This window comes from Pseudothioclava alba, from assembly GCF_033100795.1.
GTDB lineage: Bacteria > Pseudomonadota > Alphaproteobacteria > Rhodobacterales > Rhodobacteraceae > Pseudothioclava.
In genome coordinates, this window is record NZ_JAWLVI010000001.1 from 1,038,418 (window position 1) to 1,055,614 (window position 17,197).

Genomic DNA, 17,197 nt, shown 5'->3' on the forward strand with positions numbered 1-17,197 from the left:
AAAAAACTGTTGCAAAGATCATTCTGGGATGAGTTTATTGACTCGTCAATCAACAAAAAGGCCGACAGCGCAGGATTCGCAGGACGCGCCAAGGCATGACAACGCACACAGGGAGTGCAAACATGACGCACAAGACCGCTCTTTCCACTTTGGCCCTTATTGCCGCCGCTGGCATGGCACAGGCCGAATGTTCCAAAGTTACTTTCTCGGACGTGGGCTGGACCGACATCACCACCACCACTTCGGCAACCAAGCAGGTGCTTCAGGCGCTTGGCTACGAGGTGGACGTCAAGATCGTCTCGGTGCCGGTGACCTTCGCCTCGATTGATTCGGGCGACATCGACGTGTTCCTCGGCAACTGGATGCCCGCGCAGGCCGGTGCCATCGGCCCCTATCTGGACAAGGGCACCATCGTTACGCTGAACGAGAACCTTGTCGGCACGAAATACACGCTCGCCGTTCCGAAATACCTTTGGGACAAGGGGCTGCAAAGCTACGCCGATGTGGCCAAGTTCAAGGATGAACTGGGCGGCAAGATCTACGGCATCGAGCCGGGCAACGAAGGCAACGGCTATCTGATCTCGCTGACCGAAGCGGGCGGCCTGTTCGAGGGCTTCGAGGTTGTCGAAAGCTCGGAACAAGGGATGCTGGCACAGGTTGGCCGGGTCTACCCGAACCAGGGCGGCGTGGTCTTCCTTGGCTGGGAACCGCACCCGATGAACTCGAACTATGAACTGAAATACCTGCCGGGCGGCGAGGATTTCTTCGGCGGCGAAGGTCAGGTCTACACCGTCGCGCGTCAGGGCTTTGCAGATGCTTGCCCGAACGTCGCCAAGATGTTGACCAACCAGAAGTTCAGCCTCGCGATGGAAAACCAGATCATGGGCGAGATCCTCGACAATGGCGTCGAGCCGGATACGGCGGTTCTCGACTGGATCAAGGCCAACCCCGATGCGATCACGCCCTGGCTTGACGGTGTGACCACCGTTGACGGCAAGGACGGTCTGGCCGCGGTTAAATCGGGCCTCGGTCTCTAAGTTCGCAGGCCCCGGAGTGTGCTGCTCCGGGGCCTGTCGTTTTTCACGTTTCGCAGGTCGCGCCCTTGGGGCCGAGGCGCCGGTATCGCGCCACTGTTAACCTTTGAAACGCGCCTTCCCCGGCAAGAACAGGACAACGTGCATGGATTGGCTCACCACCAAGATCCCCGTGGGTAAAACCGCTAAAATCGTCTTTGACTGGCTTCAGTTCCACGGCAGCGCCTTTTTCGATGGCATCGCCGCCGCGATGGAGAGCCTGATCCAGGCGATCCTCTGGGTTTTGCAAACGCCGCCTCCGCTGGCCGTGATTGCTGTCTTCGTCGCAATCACCTGGGGCTTGCAGCGCAACTGGAAAACCGCGTTGCTGGTCGCGCTTGGGTTTCTGTTCATCCTCAATCAGGGCTATTGGAAAAACACCACCGAAAGCCTGACGCTGGTGCTCTCGGCCTGCGCGATCTGCATGGCGATCGGCGTGCCGATCGGCATCGCTGCGGCCCACCGCCCGCGCCTGTATACCACGATGCAGCCGGTCCTTGACCTGATGCAAACCCTACCGACCTTCGTCTACCTGATCCCCGCGATTGTGTTCTTCGGCCTTGGCATGGTGCCGGGCCTGATTGCGACGGTGATTTTCGTGCTGCCCGCGCCGATCCGCCTGACCCATCTGGGTGTTTCGTCCACGCCGCAAGCACTGCTTGAGGCCGCCCGCGCTTTCGGCGCCACCTCGCGACAGGTGCTTTGGAAGGTCGAACTGCCCTATGCCCTGCCCCAGATCATGGCGGGCCTCAATCAGGCAATCATGCTGTCGCTCTCGATGGTGGTCATCGCCGCGATGGTCGGCGCGAACGGCCTGGGTGTGCCGGTTGTGCGCGCGCTCAATTCCGTCAACACCGCGCTCGGCTTTGAATCCGGCATCATCATCGTCGTCGTCGCGATCATCCTTGACCGTATGCTCCGCGTGGGAGACAAGAAATGACCCGCACCGCTGTTAAATTCGACAATGTTTCCATCGTCTTCGGGGATCGCCCCGACCGCGCCCTGCCTTTGATGGACGAAAACCTTACCCGCGCCGAGGTGCAGGAAAAGACCGGCCAGATCCTCGGCGTGCATGATTGCTCGCTTGAGGTGGCCGAGGGCGAAATCCTTGTGCTGATGGGGCTGTCGGGGTCCGGCAAATCCACGCTTCTGCGCGCAGTCAACGGGCTGAATCCCGTCTGTCGCGGTGCCGTGCATGTCTGGGATGGTGATGGTCTGGTCGATGTGACCCATGCCTCGCCCGCCACTCTGCGCCACGTCCGCCTGACCCGCGTCGCGATGGTGTTCCAGCAATTCGGCCTGCTGCCCTGGCGCTCTGTGCGCGAAAACGTCGGGCTTGGGCTGGAACTGGGCGGCATGACCAAACCCGAGCGGCGCGCGCGTGTCGATCAGCAGCTGGAGCTTGTCGGCCTGTCGGACTGGGCCGAGCGCAAGGTCGGTGAGCTTTCGGGCGGTATGCAGCAGCGCGTCGGCCTTGCCCGCGCCTTTGCCACCGATGCGCCGATCCTTCTGATGGACGAGCCTTTCTCGGCGCTTGACCCGCTGATCCGCGCCAAGCTGCAAGACGAACTTCTGGAGCTTCAGCAAAAGCTTAGACGCACGATCATCTTCGTCAGTCACGATCTGGACGAGGCGTTCAAACTGGGCAACCGGATCGCGCTGATGGAGGGCGGGCGCATCGTGCAGCTAGGCACCGCGCGCGAGATTATCGCCAATCCGGTCGATGATTATGTCGCCGATTTCGTGGCCCATATGAACCCGCTTGGCGTGCTGACTGCCGAAGATTTGGCCGAAGACGGCTCCGCCGACGGCCCGACGCTCGCACCCGACACGCCGGTCAAAACCGTGATGGAGATGCTGCGCGAGATGCCGCAGGTGGCGCTGAGCGACGGGCGTCGGATCACCCGCGAAGGGGTGATCGCCAAGCTGATCGACCCGCGCGGCTAAACCTTAGCGCGCCTGCCCGGCGGCCAGTTCAGCGGGCAGCGTAGTGATAAGCTCACGAATGATCGCCTGCGACAACTCGCTGTCGAACAGATCGTTATTCTGCTCGATCACCGCAAGGATCGGGGCGACATCCTGCGCAAGTTCGGGTGCGCCCGGATCGCCCAGACGAGCCTCGCGGACGCTGTCTTCCTCGGCCAGACGGGCGGCCTCTTGCAAAATCGGCGGGGCGAACTGGATGCTCGCGCTCAGTTCTGCCTGCGCGGACGACAGATCGGACAGCGTGCTCGCAATCGGCGGGAAGGTCTCGGTATAGCCGAAAGCTGGCGACATGACGGCCAGCAGGGCCAGACTCATGGTGGCCCCGAGGGCCAGCTCGACAACAGATCGTTGTGCCATTGCTCTACTCACACCAGATATCCATACGGGCATTAACCCTTCCATCTGGTTAATACCTTCGGGCGTCTGGCGCGATGGCGCATGGGGATGATGGCGCGACCCAATGGGCCAGCCTCATAGCCGAAAGGATAGTCAAAGGCGCGCGGCCCGGCGCTTTATCTGCGCCTCACGCCAACTGATATAGGACACCGAGGCAATGATGATCGCGCCGCCCAGAATGACGTAGGGGTCTACCGCCTCGCGGAAAAACACCCAGCCCGCTGTGCTGGCGAAGACAAGCTGCAAGAACACCACCGGCTGCGTCACCGTCACGGGCGCCGCCTGAAACGCGCGCGTCATGCAGTAATGCGCGAATGTCCCGAACGCCGCGACCAGCCCCAGCCAGAGCACCTCTGTCATTGAAATCGGCTGCCACACGGCAATCGCAAACGGTGCCAGACAAAGCGTCACCACCAGCGTCATATTCGCCACAATCACAGCCGCAGGCGCAAAGCTCGTCAGCCGCTTCGCCACCAGATAGGCCGCGCCGAAAAACACCGCCGCCCCCAGTTGCGCCACATGGCCCGGCAGAACCTCTCGCAGGCCGGGACGCAGGATAATCAGCGCGCCGAGCAGCGCGACCAGCACCGCCACTCCGCGCCGCCAAGCGAACCCCTCGCCCAGCAACAAGGCACCCCCCAGCGTCACCACGATCGGGTTGAGGTATCCAATCGCCGTCACATCCGCGATCGGGATGCGCGCCATCGCAAAGAACCACAGCAAGACCGCAACCGCCTGAAACACACCGCGCAGCGCAAACAGCCCCCAGATCTGCCTGGGATAGCGCGTCTTGCCAAAAGACCACAGCGCCGGCATCACAAACAGCACGCCCCAGGCAAACCGGATGAACGAGGTCTGCGCGGCAGGCAGCCCCGATCCAAGGTAATGCACGATCACATTGACCGCCGTAAAGCTGGCGGTTGTCGCCAGCATCCACAAAATGCCGATCAGCGGTTTGTCTTGGGTCGGTTGCGCGCTCATCCCGCCACCAAGCCGAAAACGCCCCTGCCCCGCAAGCGCGAAATTGTAAGGGTTACGCGCCCTGCGCCAGCCGCCACGCGATCGAGGCCATCAGCACCGCGATGCCCCCATCCAAAAGCCGCCACGCAAGAGGCCGCGCAAACACCGGCGCAAGGAAGCGCGCACCATAGGCCAGCGCGAAGAAAAAGCTGAACGAGGCCAGCGCCGCCCCCGTCGCAAAGGCAAGCCCCTGCCCCGGAAACTGCGCCGAGACCGCCCCCAAAAGCACAACCGTATCCAGCCAGACATGGGGATTCGCCCATGTGAACAGCGCCACCGCCACCATGACCGAGCGCAGGCTGGCCGCTGCCCCCTCGCCCGCGATCAGCACCTCGCCGCCGCGCCACGCAGCCATGGCCGCGCGCAGGGCGTAATAGCTCAGGAACGCAACGCCCCCCCACCGCAGCGCCGGATCAAGCCACGGCAGCGCCTTGGTTGCCACCGCAAAGCCCGACACGCCAAGCGCGATCAGCACCGCGTCCGAGAGCGCGCAGAACAGCGCGACCGCGAACACATGTTCGCGCCGCAACCCCTGACGCAGCACAAACGCGTTCTGCGCGCCGATGGCGACGATCAACCCGATCGCCAATTTATAGCCGGACAGAAATGCGAGCATGGGCCACCTCCTCGGTTTGCGATAGCGCCCACATGATATAAGTTCAAATTAATTAATCTGGATTGAATTAAGGAATGCTAATGCTGGACTATACCGCGCTCGAGGCTTTGGCCGCCGTTGTCGAAACCGGCTCGTTCGAGGGGGCGGCGGTGCGGTTGCATGTTACTCCGTCGGCGGTCTCGCAGCGGGTCAAGGCGCTGGAGGCGCGGATCGGCGCGGTTCTGGTGATCCGGGCGCAGCCCTGCCGCGCGACCGAGGAAGGCGCGGACCTCGTGCGCCATCTGCGTGAGGTGGCGCTTCTGGAGGCGCGGCTCCATCCGCCCGAGGCGCCACCTGTTCTGCCCCTCGCCGTCAATGCCGACAGCCTTGCAACCTGGGTTCTGCCCGCACTGGCGCAGATCGACGAGCGGCTGTTCGATCTGGTGATCGACGATCAGGAACATTCGGCCAACTGGCTGCGCAGCGGCGCGGTGGTGGCCGCGATCACCGCCGATCCCGGCCCTGTGGCGGGCTGCGATAGCGTGCCCCTCGGGCGGTTGCGCTATATCGCGACCGCCAGCCCCGCGTTCGTCGCGCGCTGGTTTCCGGACGGCGTGAACCGGCACGCGCTGGCCAAGGCGCCTGCGATCCAGTTCAACCTGAAAGACCGCCTGCAAGACCAGTGGGCGTCGATGATTTGCGGCGGGCAGATTGCGCTGCGCAGCCACCGGATCGCATCAAGCGAAGGCTTTGTCGCGGCCGCGCTTTTGGGGATCGGCTGGGGGATGAACCCCGAAGCTTTGGTGCGCGGGCATCTGGCTTCGGGCGCGCTGGTGGCGCTTGGCCCCGCGCCTATCGACGTGCCGCTTCATTGGCAAAGCCAGCGCCGCCTCAAGGTGCAGCTTGCCCCCCTTGGCCGCGCGATCAAAGACGCCGCCCGCACGGTTCTGCTTTAAAGGCAGCCCGACACTCGCACATTTGTCTGGCATCGCACCACAACACGGGCCATTGTGGCATCTGATATTTGTAAAGGTTCCTGCTCTGCAGGATCGTTAGTGATTGTTTTTTATATGTTTACAAAGACACTGCCCCCGATACCTCACCCCGATAAAGCCAGCGCCCCCATTCCGCTACGCCCAAGCTCCAAAGCCCTGCTACTGCTGTTTGTGGTGGCTCTGATCCTGATCACCGCCTTCGAATTGGCGGCCCCCGGCAGTAGGCAGGACAAACCTCTTTTCGTGGATTTCAACGACTTCCATCTTGTCGGCGACTATATCCGCGAAGGAAATCCGGCCGGCGTTTACGATTTTTCCGGCTTTCATGCCCGTCAGGCGGAACTCGCCGGTGAAGGCATTTTTATGCCTTGGACCTACCCGGCACAGTTCAACCTTTTACTGGCGCCGTTGGGCTATCTGGAGGTCTGGCTGGCCTATCTATTGTTCATCAGCGCAAGTTTTGCAGCCTATGCGCTGGTTTTGCGCAAACTGGCGGGAGAGCAGGTTTTCGCGGTGTTTGTCTTCGTGTTCCCTGCGATACTGGTGACCATTCGATCCGGCCAAAACGGATTTCTCACCGGCGCGCTGATTGGTGCCTTTTGCCTGCTCAGCTTGGGCAAGCGCGCCTCGGCGGGGACAAGGCAGAGCACGCCACATAAGCCCCGCTCAAACCGATCTGAGACAGGCAAAAGAAAAGCGCCCCGAGGGGCGCTTTCCGATCCGGTATGATCCGCAGATCAAAGCTGTGCGGCGATGTCGTCGGGGACGTCGAAGTTATGCGTCACCGTCTGCACGTCGTCGTCTTCTTCGAGCATGTCGATCAGCTTCATCAGCTTCTGCGCGGTTTCAAGATCAACCTCGGTGCGCGACTGCGGGCGCCAGACGAGCTTCGACTCGGTCGATTCACCCAGTTCTTTTTCCAGCGTATCCGAGACCTCGGCCAGGCCTTCCATCGCACAATAGATGAAATGCCCCTCTTCGTCCGATTCCACATCCTCGGCACCGGCTTCGAGCGCGGCCATCATGATGGTGTCTTCGTCTCCGACTTCGGCCGGATAGGAAATCTCGCCCAAGCGGTCGAAGCCGTGGCTGACCGAGCCGGTCTGGCCAAGGTTGCCACCGCATTTGGTGAAATACGACCGCACGTTCGAGGCGGTGCGGTTCAGGTTGTCGGTCAGCGCCTCGACAATCACCGCGATACCGTTCGGGCCGTAGCCTTCATAACGGATCTCGGTATACTCATCCCCTTCGCCCGCCTGCGATTTCTTGATCGCGCGGTCGATCACGTCCTTCGGCATGGATTGCGACTTTGCCGCCTTCACCGCCAGACGCAGACGCGGGTTTTTCTCGGGGTCGGGGTCGCCCATCTTCGCCGCAACCGTGATCTCTTTCGAGAACTTCGAGAACAGTTTCGAACGCGCAGCATCCTGGCGACCTTTGCGGTGCTGGATGTTGGCCCATTTGGAATGGCCTGCCATGGTATCTCCGTCGGATATTCCTTGAATTGGGGTCTCTATATGCCACCAGCCCCTTGGTGGGCAAGTCACCGCGTCAGAACGGCCACAAAAGCGGGATAACGGTGCTTGCGGTCAGGGCCAGCAGAAGGTTCAGCGGCACGCCCACGCGCAGGTAATCGGCAAAGCGATAGCCGCCCGGACCGAAAACCAGCGTATTGGTCTGGTAGCCGATGGGCGTCGCAAAAGCCGCCGAGGCCGAGAACATCACCGCCACGACCAAGGGGCGCGGGTCGATGCCAAGCGCAAGGCCAAGCTCGATCGCGACCGGCGTCATGATCACGGCAATGGCGTTGTTGGTGACAAGCTCGGTCAGGACCGAGCCGATCAGATAAACCGCAAGGATCGTCGCGAACGGCGGCAGCCCCTTCAGGTGGGGCGCAATCGGTTCGACCAGCATCTTGACCGCGCCCGAGCGATCCAGCGCCACACCGACCACCAGCATAGCGAAAATCAGCGCCAGCAAGCGCCCCTCGACAAAGGAAAACGCCTCGTCAGGGTCCACCGCGCGGCTGAGCAGGATCACCGCCACCGCCAGCGTCGCCAACAGAAGGATCGGCGCCACATCCAGCGCGGTCAGCGCCACAACCGCAGCCAGAGACACCACCACAACCGGCGCATGGCGGCGGCGGAAGGCGCGCACGGTGGGCTTGGACACATCCACCAGGTCCATATCGGCGGCAAGGCGCGCGATGTCCTCGGGCGCGCCTTCCAGCAGAAGCGTATCGCCCACGACGACGACCAGATCGTCAAGCTGACGACCGATATTCTGGTTCCGGCGATGCGCGGCCAGAACGTAAACGCCATAGCGGCGACGCAGGCGCAGCTCGCCCAAAGACCGCCCGATCATCCGGCAGCCGGGCGAGATCAGCACCTCGACGGTTTCGGTCTGCACGGAACTCAGCTTATCGACCATCCGCAGATCGGGGTTTTGCTGCATCCCCAGAAGCTCGCTCATCTCGGTGCGCAGCACGACGCGGTCACCCGCCTCAAGCACAGCGGCCGACAGATCGCGCCGGAGCGAGGCATCGCCCCGCAGCACGTCGATCACCCGCACGCCTTCGCGCTTGAACAAATCGACATCCAGCACCGGCTGGCCGATCAGATTGCTGTCCTCGGGCAGTGCCACCTCGGTAAAGAATTTGAGCTTGCGCTTGTCGCCCAAAAGCGCGCCCATCGACACGCGCTCGGGCAGCAGTTTGCGCCCGACAAGCACCATATAGGTAGCGCCCACGGCAAGCTGGATCAGGCCAAAGCCCGTGATCTCGAACATCGAAAAGGCCTCAAGCCCGCGCGCGCGCGCCACACCATCGACCAGAAGGTTGGTCGAGGTGCCGATCAGCGTCAGCGTGCCACCCAGAATCGCCGCATAGGACAAGGGAATCAACAGCTTGGACGGCGCGATTTTCAGCTTGCGCGCCACCGTCATCATCACCGGGATCATCATCACGACGACGGGGGTGTTATTCAAAAACGCGGACGCGGCGGCGATCAGCGCGAAAATCCCGATCAGCACGACGAAGGGGCGGTGGTCGACATGGGCCTCGGCGTGGCGCGTCACCCAGTCAAGCGCGCCGGTGCGCACCATCCCCCCCATAATCAGGAACATCATCACGATGGTCCAGGGTGCCGAGTTCGACAGAACCCCTACGGCCTCGTCATAAGGCACGATGCCCAAAAGCAGCACCAAGGCCGCGCCGCCAATGGCCACGACTTCGGTCGCGAAAACCTCTTTGGCGAACAGGACGAGCATCGCCAGCACGATGCCGATCGTCACCCAGGCCTGCGCCGTTCCACCTAGACCCAGATCAATCACGAAGCGCGTCCCTTTTGGCTGTCCGTCGCGCGAGTTTAGCCAGCGCCCGCGCCCGCGCAAGAGGTGGCATCTGCGTCAAAGCGGCCCCGAGGCCTGCAAGCGCCCGCACACACGCACCGGAAGCGCGCGCGTGGCGCGGCCCGTGCGGTCGTCGGTCTCGATATAAAAGCCCGACAGCGTTGCCTCTCCGCCCGCGGGGGAAAAGCGGTCGCGCGCCATGCCGGTAATGAAGCGGCGCATCGGCTCGGCCTTATCCATCCCGATGACCGAGTTGTAATCGCCGCACATGCCAGCATCGGTCAGGTAGGCGGTGCCGCCCTCAAGGATCATCGCGTCGCCGGTGGGCACATGGGTATGCGTCCCCACCACCATCGAGGCGCGCCCGTCGCACCAATGTCCCATCGCCATTTTCTCGGAGGTGGCCTCGCAGTGCACATCCACAATGACCGCCTGCGCCAGCCCGCCAAGCGGATGGGCGCGCAGCACCCCGTCGATGGCCGAGAACGGATCGTCAAAGGCGCGTTTCATGAACACCTGCCCTAGAACCTGCGCCACCAGAACCTTGCGCCCGCGCCGGTCTTCAAACAGGCGCGCGCCCTTGCCCGGCGCGTCCTTGGCAAAGTTGATCGGGCGGATCACCCGCTTTTCGCTGTCGATAAAGCGCAGCATGTCCTTTTGGTCGAAGGCATGGTCGCCAAGCGTCACCACATCGGCGCCCGCGTCCAGAATGCCCTTGGCATGGTCGCCCGTAAGCCCCATGCCATTCGACGCGTTCTCGCCGTTGACCACGACGAAATCGAGTTTCCATTCCGCGCGCAATCGCGGCAGGTGGTCAGCCACCGCCGTGCGCCCTGCGCGCCCCATAACATCGCCAAGAAAAAGGATCTTCATAGCCTATGCCCTAGGGGGTCGGCGCGAAAAAAGCAATATTCCACCCGAGGAGGGCTTCAAAGAAAACCTCCCCCGACACCGGGATCGGGGGAGGTCTGTCGCGGAACCGAGGAGAGAGCTCAGTTCAGCAGGACATCAAGCGGAACCGGCGTGCTGATCGTCCATTCGTCAACGACACCGGGCATGGCATCGGTGATCTCGACGATCTGCATATGGGCCGAGTTCTGGTGGTGCAGTTCGGGGGTAAAGCTGCGCGGGCCAAAGGCGGTCGGCTCGTCACGCATCTTTTCCAGCTCGGCCGTCACCGCGTCACCATCGAGCGTGCCCGCGCGTTCCACCGCCTTGGCCCACAGATCCATCAGCACATAGCCCGGATAGGCATATGAACTGGCCGGACGCGCGCCCGTGGCAGCCGCGTAGGACTGGTTGAACGCCTCAACCTCGGGGCGCGGATCGTCACCATAGATCGAGCCTTGCACCGGCACGACAAAGCGGGAAAGCCCCGGCGTCGCATCCAGCCAATACGACCCATCCACCGCCGAGCCGTTCAGGATCAGCGAGTTGATCCCTGCCGCGCGGATCTGGCGCACAGCCGAGGCCGCACCGGGGATATAAGAGCACAGCATGATCACGTCAGGCTCTTGCGGCAGGCTTTTGATGCGGGTGATCTGGCTGGCAATCGTGGCGTCGTCGTTCTTGAACGTGTCACGCCCGACGATCTCGGCGCCATCAAGCTGCGGGAACATCCAGTCGAAGCCGCTGCAAATGCCTTTGTTATACTCGATGGTGGTATCCAAGAGCACATAGGCCGAGCGCGCGTCACGCTTGGCGTGGCTCCATTCGGCCATCGTCGCGCCCTGCACCGGCGCCAGAACCGAGCCCGAGAACGCGTGCGGCCCAACGCCCTGCACGCCCGCCTTCACATCCTCGGCACACAGGAAGAACGAGATTTTCCCCTCGACCTCGGCCGACAGGGCTGCGGGCGAGCCGAAGTCATAGTCGCAGCTCACCACCATCATATCGGCGCCCTCATCGAGCACCTGAAGCCCCGCGCGCGCCGATTGCTGGCGGTCGGTCTTGGTGTCGGCCTCGACCCATTTGACCTGCCGCCCCAACAGGCCGCCCGCCGCATTGATCTCGTCGATGCGGATTTTCGCGGCCGTCGCGGCGGGGGTATCATAGGCCTCCATCCAGCCCGATTTCGCGATGGCAAAACCCACCGTGATGTCCTCGGCCATGGCAGGCACGGCCAGCGCCGTCAGTATCGTTGCAAATGCCAGTTTGCGCATTTGGGTTTCTCCTCTGTTGGTTTTTGGTTGGTTATTGGTTGGTTATTGGGTCGGGCTGCGAGGCCCGCCGTTTGCGAAACAGTCGCAAGCCCAGTTCGCGCCCGCCGGTCAGCCCTGCGGGGCGCACGATCAGCACGACGATCATCACGATGCCGATGATGATTTCCTGGCTGCCCGAGGGCAGCGACAAATGGGCAGCCCCGATCGCAAAGCCTTGTTCGGCACGCACCAGCGCCTCGATCAGCACCGACAGCGCCAGCACCCCGATCACCGCCCCCGAGAGCGAGCCGATACCGCCCACCACAAGCATCGCGAGCGAGATGAACGTGATGCCAAGGTAAAAGCTGTCCGGATTCAGCACGCCGATCGAATGCCCCAAAAGCGCCCCCGAGATGCCGGTAAAGAACCCCGAGATCGTCAGCGAGATCAGCCGGTGGCGATACATATCGATGCCGGACGCACGCGCGGCGACCTCGTCCTCGCGGGTGGCGCGCAGCGCAAGCCCCGAGGCCGAGTTGGCATAAAGGTTGGCCGCAACAATCGCCGCCACAGCCCAAGCCAGCGCCACCCACTGATCAACATAGCGCGACAGCCCCACGACCGAAGACGTCGCGCCCGTCACCCCCTCCCAGTTGGAATAGACGGTGTTGACGATGGCCAGAAAGGCGAAGGTCGCAATCGAGGCAGCAATCCCCGAAAGCCGCAAGATCGCCGCCCCCGAGACCAGCGCAACCAGCGCGGCCAGCCCGCCCGAGACAATCGCCGCCGGCAAGACCGGCCACTCAGCCTGCATCAGCCAGTCGGGCAGATCGGGCAGGAACAGCGCCTTGGTCGCGGGCTTCAGCGTCAGCCACGCCGAGCAATAGGCGCCCACCGCCATATAGCCCGCGTGGCCAAAGCTGATCACCCCCGAGTTGCCGACGAATATCCAAAGCCCGACAACCAGCGTCACACGGATCAGGGTTTCCGCCGCCGTGCGCCCCAGCGATTTGTCGCCAAAAACCGTCACCAGAACGACCAGCGCTAGCAAAAGCACCGACAGGATCAGCGGCGGGACATAGGCGGCCAACCGCTTTTGTGCATGTTGCGATTTCATCGGTCAGACCCTCGGTTTGGCTGAGGCCGGCACGAACAGCCCCTGCGGACGCAAGAGCAGCGAAACGATCACCAGCGTGTAGAGAAAGGCGTCGCGGAAGGGCCGCGCCTCAAGCGGCAGCCAGGCCTGCAACACCACGGAAACGGTGCCGATCAGGAACCCCGCCGCCACTGCGCCGGGCAGTGAGCCAAGCCCGCCGATCACCGTTGCGATAAAGGCGACAAGCATGATCTGCCCGCCCATGCGCACATCCGCGACGCCGGTTTGCGTGGCCATGATCAGCGCCACCGCCGCCGCAAGCGCCCCCGACAGCGCAAAGGCCGCCGTGATCACCACGTTTGCCCGCACGCCCAAAAGCCGCGCCATGGTGAAGTTCTCGGCCGCCGCCCGCATCTCAAGCCCGACACGGGTCTTTTTAAGCAACGTCGCCAGACCGACCACGACCAGAAGCGTCGTGATGATGACGATGATTTGCAAAAGCGGCACGCTGGCCGAGGCGACAGACACCGGCGTGTTCAGATCGGGCCAAAGGCTGATCGCCTTGGGGCGCCCGCCATAGACCGCCAGCAGGCTGTTGCGGATCACAAAGCCAAGCGCGAAGGAGGCAATCATCATCGCCACAGGGGTCGCGCGGCGCAGGTGCCGGAACACCGCGTATTCCGACGCCACCGCGATCAGCGCCCCGATCCCCAGCACCATCGGCACCAGCAAAAACGCGGGCGCCTGCCCCAGAAACATCACCGCCACCGCATCGGTCGAGGGCAGGATCAGCGCGAACACACAAAACGCGATATATTCGCCATGCGCGAAATTCACGAGGTTCATCACCCCGAAAATCAGTGCGATCCCAAGCGCGGCCATCGCATAGATCCCGCCCAACGAGGCCGCGTCGAAAAACAGTTGCGCCAGATTGCTCATGCTGCGCCCTCCACCCTCGGGGTTCCGAAATAGGCCTGCGCCAGCGCGTCTTCGTCGGCCATCTCGGCCGCATTGCCAGCCCCCACGATCCGCCCGCCGCGCATCAGGAACATCTTGCCGCCCACACGCGCCGCCCGAAGCGAACTTTGCTCGACAATCAAAAGGGTTAGACCGCGTTCCTCTTGCAGCGCGATCAGCGTGTCATAGACCTGATCGACGATTTTGGGGGCGAGGCCGAGCGAGGGCTCGTCGACCATCATCAGCTTCGGATTGGTCATCAGCGCGCGGCCAATCGCCAGCATCTGTTGCTGCCCGCCCGAAAGCGCCCCCGCAGCCGCATGACGGCGCTCGCGCAGGATCGGGAAGGATTGGTAAATCTCGTCAATATCGGTCTCGATCGCCTCAAGATCACGGCGGATACCAGTGCCGATACGCAGGTTTTCCTCGACCGTGAGAGAGCCGAAAATCTCGCGCCCTTCGGGCACCATCGACAGGCCAAGCCGCGCGATGGCCTCGGGCGGGCGACCGGTCAGCAGGTCGCCGTCCATCTCGATCCGGCCGTGACTGGTGGACACCGCGCCACAGATCGCCTTGAGAAGCGAGGACTTCCCCGCCCCGTTCGGCCCCGAGATAAAGACCCGCTCGCCTTCTTGCACATGAAAGGACACATCGTTCAGCGCCGGGATTTTCCCGTAGCGCACCGACAGGTCGAACACACCAAGTTTGGACATTACGCCGCCCCCTGTTCCACGCCGAAATAGGCGTCATGGACTTTCTGGCTGGAACTGATGCGCGCGCGGTCGCCCTCTTCGATCAACTGACCGGCATCCAGCACATAGACATGCGAGGTGACCGACAGCACGAGACCGACGTTATGCTCGATCAGCAGGACACCGGTGCCCAGCTCATCCGCCACACGGCGGATCAGGCGCGCCAGATCGTCGGCCTCGGCCTCGGACATGCCTGCGGCCGGTTCATCAAGCAAAAGGAACCTGGGCGAGAACATCAGCGCCCGCGCAATCCCCACCCGCCGTTCGTCGGTATAGGGCAGGCCTGCCGCTGGCCGTTCGGCCAGATCGCGCACCCCCATCCAGTCGAGAACGCGCAGCGCCTCCAGCTCGGAGGCATGGCGCGAATGCCCCAGCCCCACCCCGGTAATCGCAAGGTTATCCAGCACATCCAGCCCGCTGAACAACCGCCCCGCCTGAAAGGTGCGCGCGACCCCCGCGCGGCGAATCTGGTGCGCCGGCAGATCGCCGACGCTCCGGTCTCCGAGCAGGACCCGCCCCGAGGTCGGCGCCTGAAACCCCGTCAGCACGTTGACCATCGTGGTCTTGCCCGCGCCATTGGGGCCGATCAGCCCGTGGACCGCGCCCGGTGTGATCGTGAGTGTAATATCGGTCAGGGCTTTGAACCCGCCGAAAGCCACGGTCACACCGGACGCCACCAGGGAGGAGGCCTGTGTCCTCGCCAAAGCCATGGATCAGGCCTCGGCCAGTTCAAGCTCGGGCAGGATCGTCTCGCCGCCCAGATCCGCCGTCACCAAATAGGTGCCGGTTTCATGCAGATGGACGGTCCAGCCCGGCTCGATCACCAGCGTCGTGGTGACCTCTTCGATCACCGCAGGCCCATGCAGCGTGTCACCCGCCCCAAGCGCCGAGCCATCGTAGACGGGTGTGTTCTGCGCCACGCCGTCAGCGTTGAACACCATCTCGCGGTGCCCTTTCAGCGCCGAATTGGAGCCCTTGCCCGCCGCGATTTTCATCCGCGCGGGGCGGTCCACATGGCCGGTGATCGCGCTTTCGACGTTCACCACCTCGACCGCGTTATGCGGCTCGTCATAGGTGTAGAGCTCGCGGTGGCGGGCGTGGAAGGCGGCCTTGATGTCCTCGATCGAGGTCTCGGTCACCTCAAACGGGCCAACCTCGACGGTGCATTCATGGACCTGCCCGACATAGCGCATATCCAGCGTGCGGCTGATCGAGATGTCACTCTCGGCAAAGCCGTCGCCCGACAGATCGCCCTTGCCGCGCGCCTCAAGCCCGTTGAACAGATCGTCCAGCGTCTTCGCGGCCTCGGCACCTTGCAGGCGCAGGGGCGCGGGTGCCATGTAGTTGTATTTGACGTCCGAGATGATCTGCCCATAGGCGCAAAGCCCCGAGGCGAGCTTGTTGACCATCACCTTGCCGATGCCCATCTCGCGCGCCAGCGCCGTGATATGCGCCCCCGTCGCACCGCCCGCGCCCATCAGCACAAAGTCGCGCGGGTCATAGCCACGCTCGACCGACACCCGCCGGATCGCATTGACCATGTTGTTGTTGACGATGGTGAACATGCCGTAGGCGGCCTTCTCGACCGAGATCCCCAGCGGGTCCGCCAGATGTGTCTGGATCGCGGTGCGCGCCTTTTGCAGGTCAAGCGGCAGGCGCCCGCCCACAAGGCCATCGGCGTTCAGGTAGCCCAGAACAAGGTTCGCATCCGTCGTCGTAGGGCGCTCGCCGCCCTGACCATAGCAGGCCGGCCCGGGTTCCGAGCCCGCCGATTGCGGACCCATCTGCATCAGCCCCATCTCGTCGATCCAGCCGATCGAGCCACCGCCCGCACCGAGCGTTTCGACCTGAATCATCGGAATACCAATGCGGTAGCGCAGGAAGTCGATGTTCTTGTTGACGTTGGCCTTGCCGTCTTTGGTCAGCGTGATGTCGAAAGACGTGCCGCCCATATCGCAGGTGATGATGTTCTGATCCCCCCACGGGGCCGCCACATCCAGCGCGGCCTGCGGCGCCGACGCCGGCCCCGAGTTGATCGCATAGACCGACTGGTCGGTCACGACCTTGCCAAGCGCCAGACCGCCGTTCGACTGGAAGTAGCGCACCGGATGCCTGGAGCCGAGTTCACGGAAATAGGCGTCGATCGCCTCGACATAGCGCTGCAGGATCGGCGCGAGATAGGCGTTCACCACCGCCGTCGAGGTGCGGGTATATTCGCGCACCTGCGGATACAGCTGGCTGCCGATGGTCAGGCGCACATCGGGCATCATCTCGCGCACGATCCGGGCGGCGCGCGCCTCGTGCTCGGGGTGGAGCACCGACCAGACGAAGGACACGGCAACCGATTCAACCCCTTCCGACAGGAAGTAGCGGCAGGCCTCGCGCACGTCGTCCTCGTTCAGCGAGGTCTTGACCGACCCGTCCGAGATCACCCGCTCACGCACACCTTTGCGCAGGTGACGCGGCACCAGCATGGTTGCGGGCGGATAGTCGGGGTCATAGCGATAGCCGTCTTCCTTGTGGCCAAGGCGGATCTCGATGGAATCCTCGTGGCCTTTGGTTGCGATCAGGCCGGTTTTGGCGCCCGTGTGCGTGATCAGCGCGTTCAGGCCGACCGTCGTGCCGTTGATGCACAGATCCGAGTTCGAGACGATCTCTTGTGCGGTAAGGCCGATTTCTTCGGTGATCAGCTTCAGGCCGTTCTCGATAGCCTTGGTCGGCTGCGTGGGGGTGGAAAGCACCTTGAAAATCTGCACCGCGCCATCACGGTCGGCGAGGATGAAATCGGTGAAGGTGCCGCCGGCGTCGATGCCCAGACGATATTTGCTACGCATTGAA

Annotated in this window: 17 protein-coding genes; 5 read left to right on the plus strand and 12 right to left on the minus strand. The window is 63.1% G+C overall.

Going from position 1 to position 17,197, the window contains the following annotated elements; translation table 11 throughout:
- The first annotated feature begins 122 nt into the window (after positions 1–122).
- The 3 genes from choX (at position 123) to choV (ending at position 3,020) form a co-directional block, all read left to right on the plus strand.
- Complete coding sequence (gene choX / locus RYZ20_RS05080) at positions 123–1,037, plus strand: choline ABC transporter substrate-binding protein (protein WP_317670973.1); 915 nt, start codon at positions 123–125, stop codon at positions 1,035–1,037.
- 142 nt (positions 1,038–1,179) lie between these two features.
- On the plus strand, positions 1,180–2,013 hold the full coding sequence (gene choW / locus RYZ20_RS05085) for a choline ABC transporter permease subunit (RefSeq protein WP_317670975.1): 834 nt from the start codon (positions 1,180–1,182) through the stop codon (positions 2,011–2,013).
- Entirely contained in the window at positions 2,010–3,020 is a 1,011-nt protein-coding gene (gene choV, locus RYZ20_RS05090) for a choline ABC transporter ATP-binding protein (RefSeq protein ID WP_317670977.1), read from the plus strand. Before choW ends, choV begins: the two co-directional genes overlap by 4 nt.
- Positions 3,021–3,023: 3 nt before the next feature.
- Here the strand turns inward: choV and RYZ20_RS05095 are convergent, their stop codons facing one another.
- The 3 genes from RYZ20_RS05095 to RYZ20_RS05105 all read right to left on the minus strand — a co-directional run bounded on the left by RYZ20_RS05095 (position 3,024) and on the right by RYZ20_RS05105 (position 5,091).
- The gene (locus RYZ20_RS05095; protein ID WP_317670979.1) at positions 3,024–3,416 is read right to left on the minus strand and encodes a hypothetical protein; all 393 of its coding nucleotides are present in this window, start codon (positions 3,414–3,416) and stop codon (positions 3,024–3,026) included.
- Between the two features lie 132 nt (positions 3,417–3,548).
- A complete protein-coding gene (locus RYZ20_RS05100; protein ID WP_317670981.1) occupies positions 3,549–4,436 on the minus strand; it encodes a DMT family transporter in 888 nt (295 codons plus the stop codon).
- A 52-nt stretch (positions 4,437–4,488) separates the two neighbouring features.
- Positions 4,489–5,091, minus strand: coding sequence for a LysE/ArgO family amino acid transporter (locus tag RYZ20_RS05105; protein WP_317670983.1), 603 nt, complete (start codon positions 5,089–5,091; stop codon positions 4,489–4,491).
- 80 nt (positions 5,092–5,171) lie between these two features.
- Here RYZ20_RS05105 and RYZ20_RS05110 point away from each other — a divergent pair, with 80 nt between their 5' ends.
- Positions 5,172–6,026 carry a LysR family transcriptional regulator ArgP gene (locus RYZ20_RS05110; RefSeq protein WP_317670985.1) on the plus strand — a complete coding sequence of 285 codons (855 nt, stop codon included), beginning with the start codon at positions 5,172–5,174 and terminating at the stop codon, positions 6,024–6,026.
- A gap of 114 nt (positions 6,027–6,140) precedes the next feature.
- Positions 6,141–6,794, plus strand: coding sequence for a glycosyltransferase family 87 protein (locus RYZ20_RS05115; RefSeq protein ID WP_317670987.1), 654 nt, complete (start codon positions 6,141–6,143; stop codon positions 6,792–6,794).
- A gap of 8 nt (positions 6,795–6,802) precedes the next feature.
- On the opposite strand, the gene RYZ20_RS05120 is transcribed toward RYZ20_RS05115, so the two are convergent.
- The 9 genes from RYZ20_RS05120 to capA all read right to left on the minus strand — a co-directional run bounded on the left by RYZ20_RS05120 (position 6,803) and on the right by capA (position 17,193).
- The gene (locus RYZ20_RS05120) at positions 6,803–7,543 is read right to left on the minus strand and encodes a YebC/PmpR family DNA-binding transcriptional regulator (protein ID WP_317670989.1); all 741 of its coding nucleotides are present in this window, start codon (positions 7,541–7,543) and stop codon (positions 6,803–6,805) included.
- Positions 7,544–7,616: 73 nt separating this feature from the next.
- Positions 7,617–9,395: an SLC13 family permease gene (locus RYZ20_RS05125; RefSeq protein WP_317670991.1), complete on the minus strand. Its 1,779-nt coding sequence runs from the start codon at positions 9,393–9,395 to the stop codon at positions 7,617–7,619.
- A 75-nt stretch (positions 9,396–9,470) separates the two neighbouring features.
- The gene (locus tag RYZ20_RS05130) at positions 9,471–10,286 is read right to left on the minus strand and encodes a TIGR00282 family metallophosphoesterase (RefSeq protein ID WP_317670993.1); all 816 of its coding nucleotides are present in this window, start codon (positions 10,284–10,286) and stop codon (positions 9,471–9,473) included.
- Between the two features lie 119 nt (positions 10,287–10,405).
- Entirely contained in the window at positions 10,406–11,575 is a 1,170-nt protein-coding gene (locus tag RYZ20_RS05135; protein WP_317670995.1) for an ABC transporter substrate-binding protein, read from the minus strand.
- Between the two features lie 31 nt (positions 11,576–11,606).
- A complete protein-coding gene (locus RYZ20_RS05140; protein WP_317670997.1) occupies positions 11,607–12,671 on the minus strand; it encodes a branched-chain amino acid ABC transporter permease in 1,065 nt (354 codons plus the stop codon).
- Between the two features lie 3 nt (positions 12,672–12,674).
- Positions 12,675–13,589 carry a branched-chain amino acid ABC transporter permease gene (locus tag RYZ20_RS05145; protein WP_317670999.1) on the minus strand — a complete coding sequence of 305 codons (915 nt, stop codon included), beginning with the start codon at positions 13,587–13,589 and terminating at the stop codon, positions 12,675–12,677.
- Positions 13,586–14,320 (minus strand): ABC transporter ATP-binding protein, encoded by a 735-nt coding sequence (locus RYZ20_RS05150; protein ID WP_317671001.1) that lies wholly within the window; start codon positions 14,318–14,320, stop codon positions 13,586–13,588. Before RYZ20_RS05150 ends, RYZ20_RS05145 begins: the two co-directional genes overlap by 4 nt.
- Positions 14,320–15,036 carry an ABC transporter ATP-binding protein gene (locus RYZ20_RS05155; protein ID WP_317671003.1) on the minus strand — a complete coding sequence of 239 codons (717 nt, stop codon included), beginning with the start codon at positions 15,034–15,036 and terminating at the stop codon, positions 14,320–14,322. Before RYZ20_RS05155 ends, RYZ20_RS05150 begins: the two co-directional genes overlap by 1 nt.
- A gap of 36 nt (positions 15,037–15,072) precedes the next feature.
- Positions 15,073–17,193 carry a caprolactamase subunit alpha gene (capA, locus tag RYZ20_RS05160; protein WP_317671005.1) on the minus strand — a complete coding sequence of 707 codons (2,121 nt, stop codon included), beginning with the start codon at positions 17,191–17,193 and terminating at the stop codon, positions 15,073–15,075.
- Positions 17,194–17,197: the final 4 nt, after the last annotated feature.

Bases quoted from the DNA above. Each gene is read 5' to 3' on its own strand.
- choX (WP_317670973.1), top strand. From the start codon at position 123: ATGACGCACAAGACCGCTCTTTCCACTTTGGCCCTTATTGCCGCCGCT.
- choW (WP_317670975.1), top strand. From the start codon at position 1,180: ATGGATTGGCTCACCACCAAGATCCCCGTGGGTAAAACCGCTAAAATC.
- choV (WP_317670977.1), top strand. From the start codon at position 2,010: ATGACCCGCACCGCTGTTAAATTCGACAATGTTTCCATCGTCTTCGGG.
- RYZ20_RS05095 (WP_317670979.1), bottom strand. From the start codon at position 3,416: ATGGCACAACGATCTGTTGTCGAGCTGGCCCTCGGGGCCACCATGAGT.
- RYZ20_RS05100 (WP_317670981.1), bottom strand. From the start codon at position 4,436: ATGAGCGCGCAACCGACCCAAGACAAACCGCTGATCGGCATTTTGTGG.
- RYZ20_RS05105 (WP_317670983.1), bottom strand. From the start codon at position 5,091: ATGCTCGCATTTCTGTCCGGCTATAAATTGGCGATCGGGTTGATCGTC.
- RYZ20_RS05110 (WP_317670985.1), top strand. From the start codon at position 5,172: ATGCTGGACTATACCGCGCTCGAGGCTTTGGCCGCCGTTGTCGAAACC.
- RYZ20_RS05115 (WP_317670987.1), top strand. From the start codon at position 6,141: ATGTTTACAAAGACACTGCCCCCGATACCTCACCCCGATAAAGCCAGC.
- RYZ20_RS05120 (WP_317670989.1), bottom strand. From the start codon at position 7,543: ATGGCAGGCCATTCCAAATGGGCCAACATCCAGCACCGCAAAGGTCGC.
- RYZ20_RS05130 (WP_317670993.1), bottom strand. From the start codon at position 10,286: ATGAAGATCCTTTTTCTTGGCGATGTTATGGGGCGCGCAGGGCGCACG.
- RYZ20_RS05135 (WP_317670995.1), bottom strand. From the start codon at position 11,575: ATGCGCAAACTGGCATTTGCAACGATACTGACGGCGCTGGCCGTGCCT.
- RYZ20_RS05140 (WP_317670997.1), bottom strand. From the start codon at position 12,671: ATGAAATCGCAACATGCACAAAAGCGGTTGGCCGCCTATGTCCCGCCG.
- RYZ20_RS05145 (WP_317670999.1), bottom strand. From the start codon at position 13,589: ATGAGCAATCTGGCGCAACTGTTTTTCGACGCGGCCTCGTTGGGCGGG.
- RYZ20_RS05150 (WP_317671001.1), bottom strand. From the start codon at position 14,320: ATGTCCAAACTTGGTGTGTTCGACCTGTCGGTGCGCTACGGGAAAATC.
- capA (WP_317671005.1), bottom strand. From the start codon at position 17,193: ATGCGTAGCAAATATCGTCTGGGCATCGACGCCGGCGGCACCTTCACC.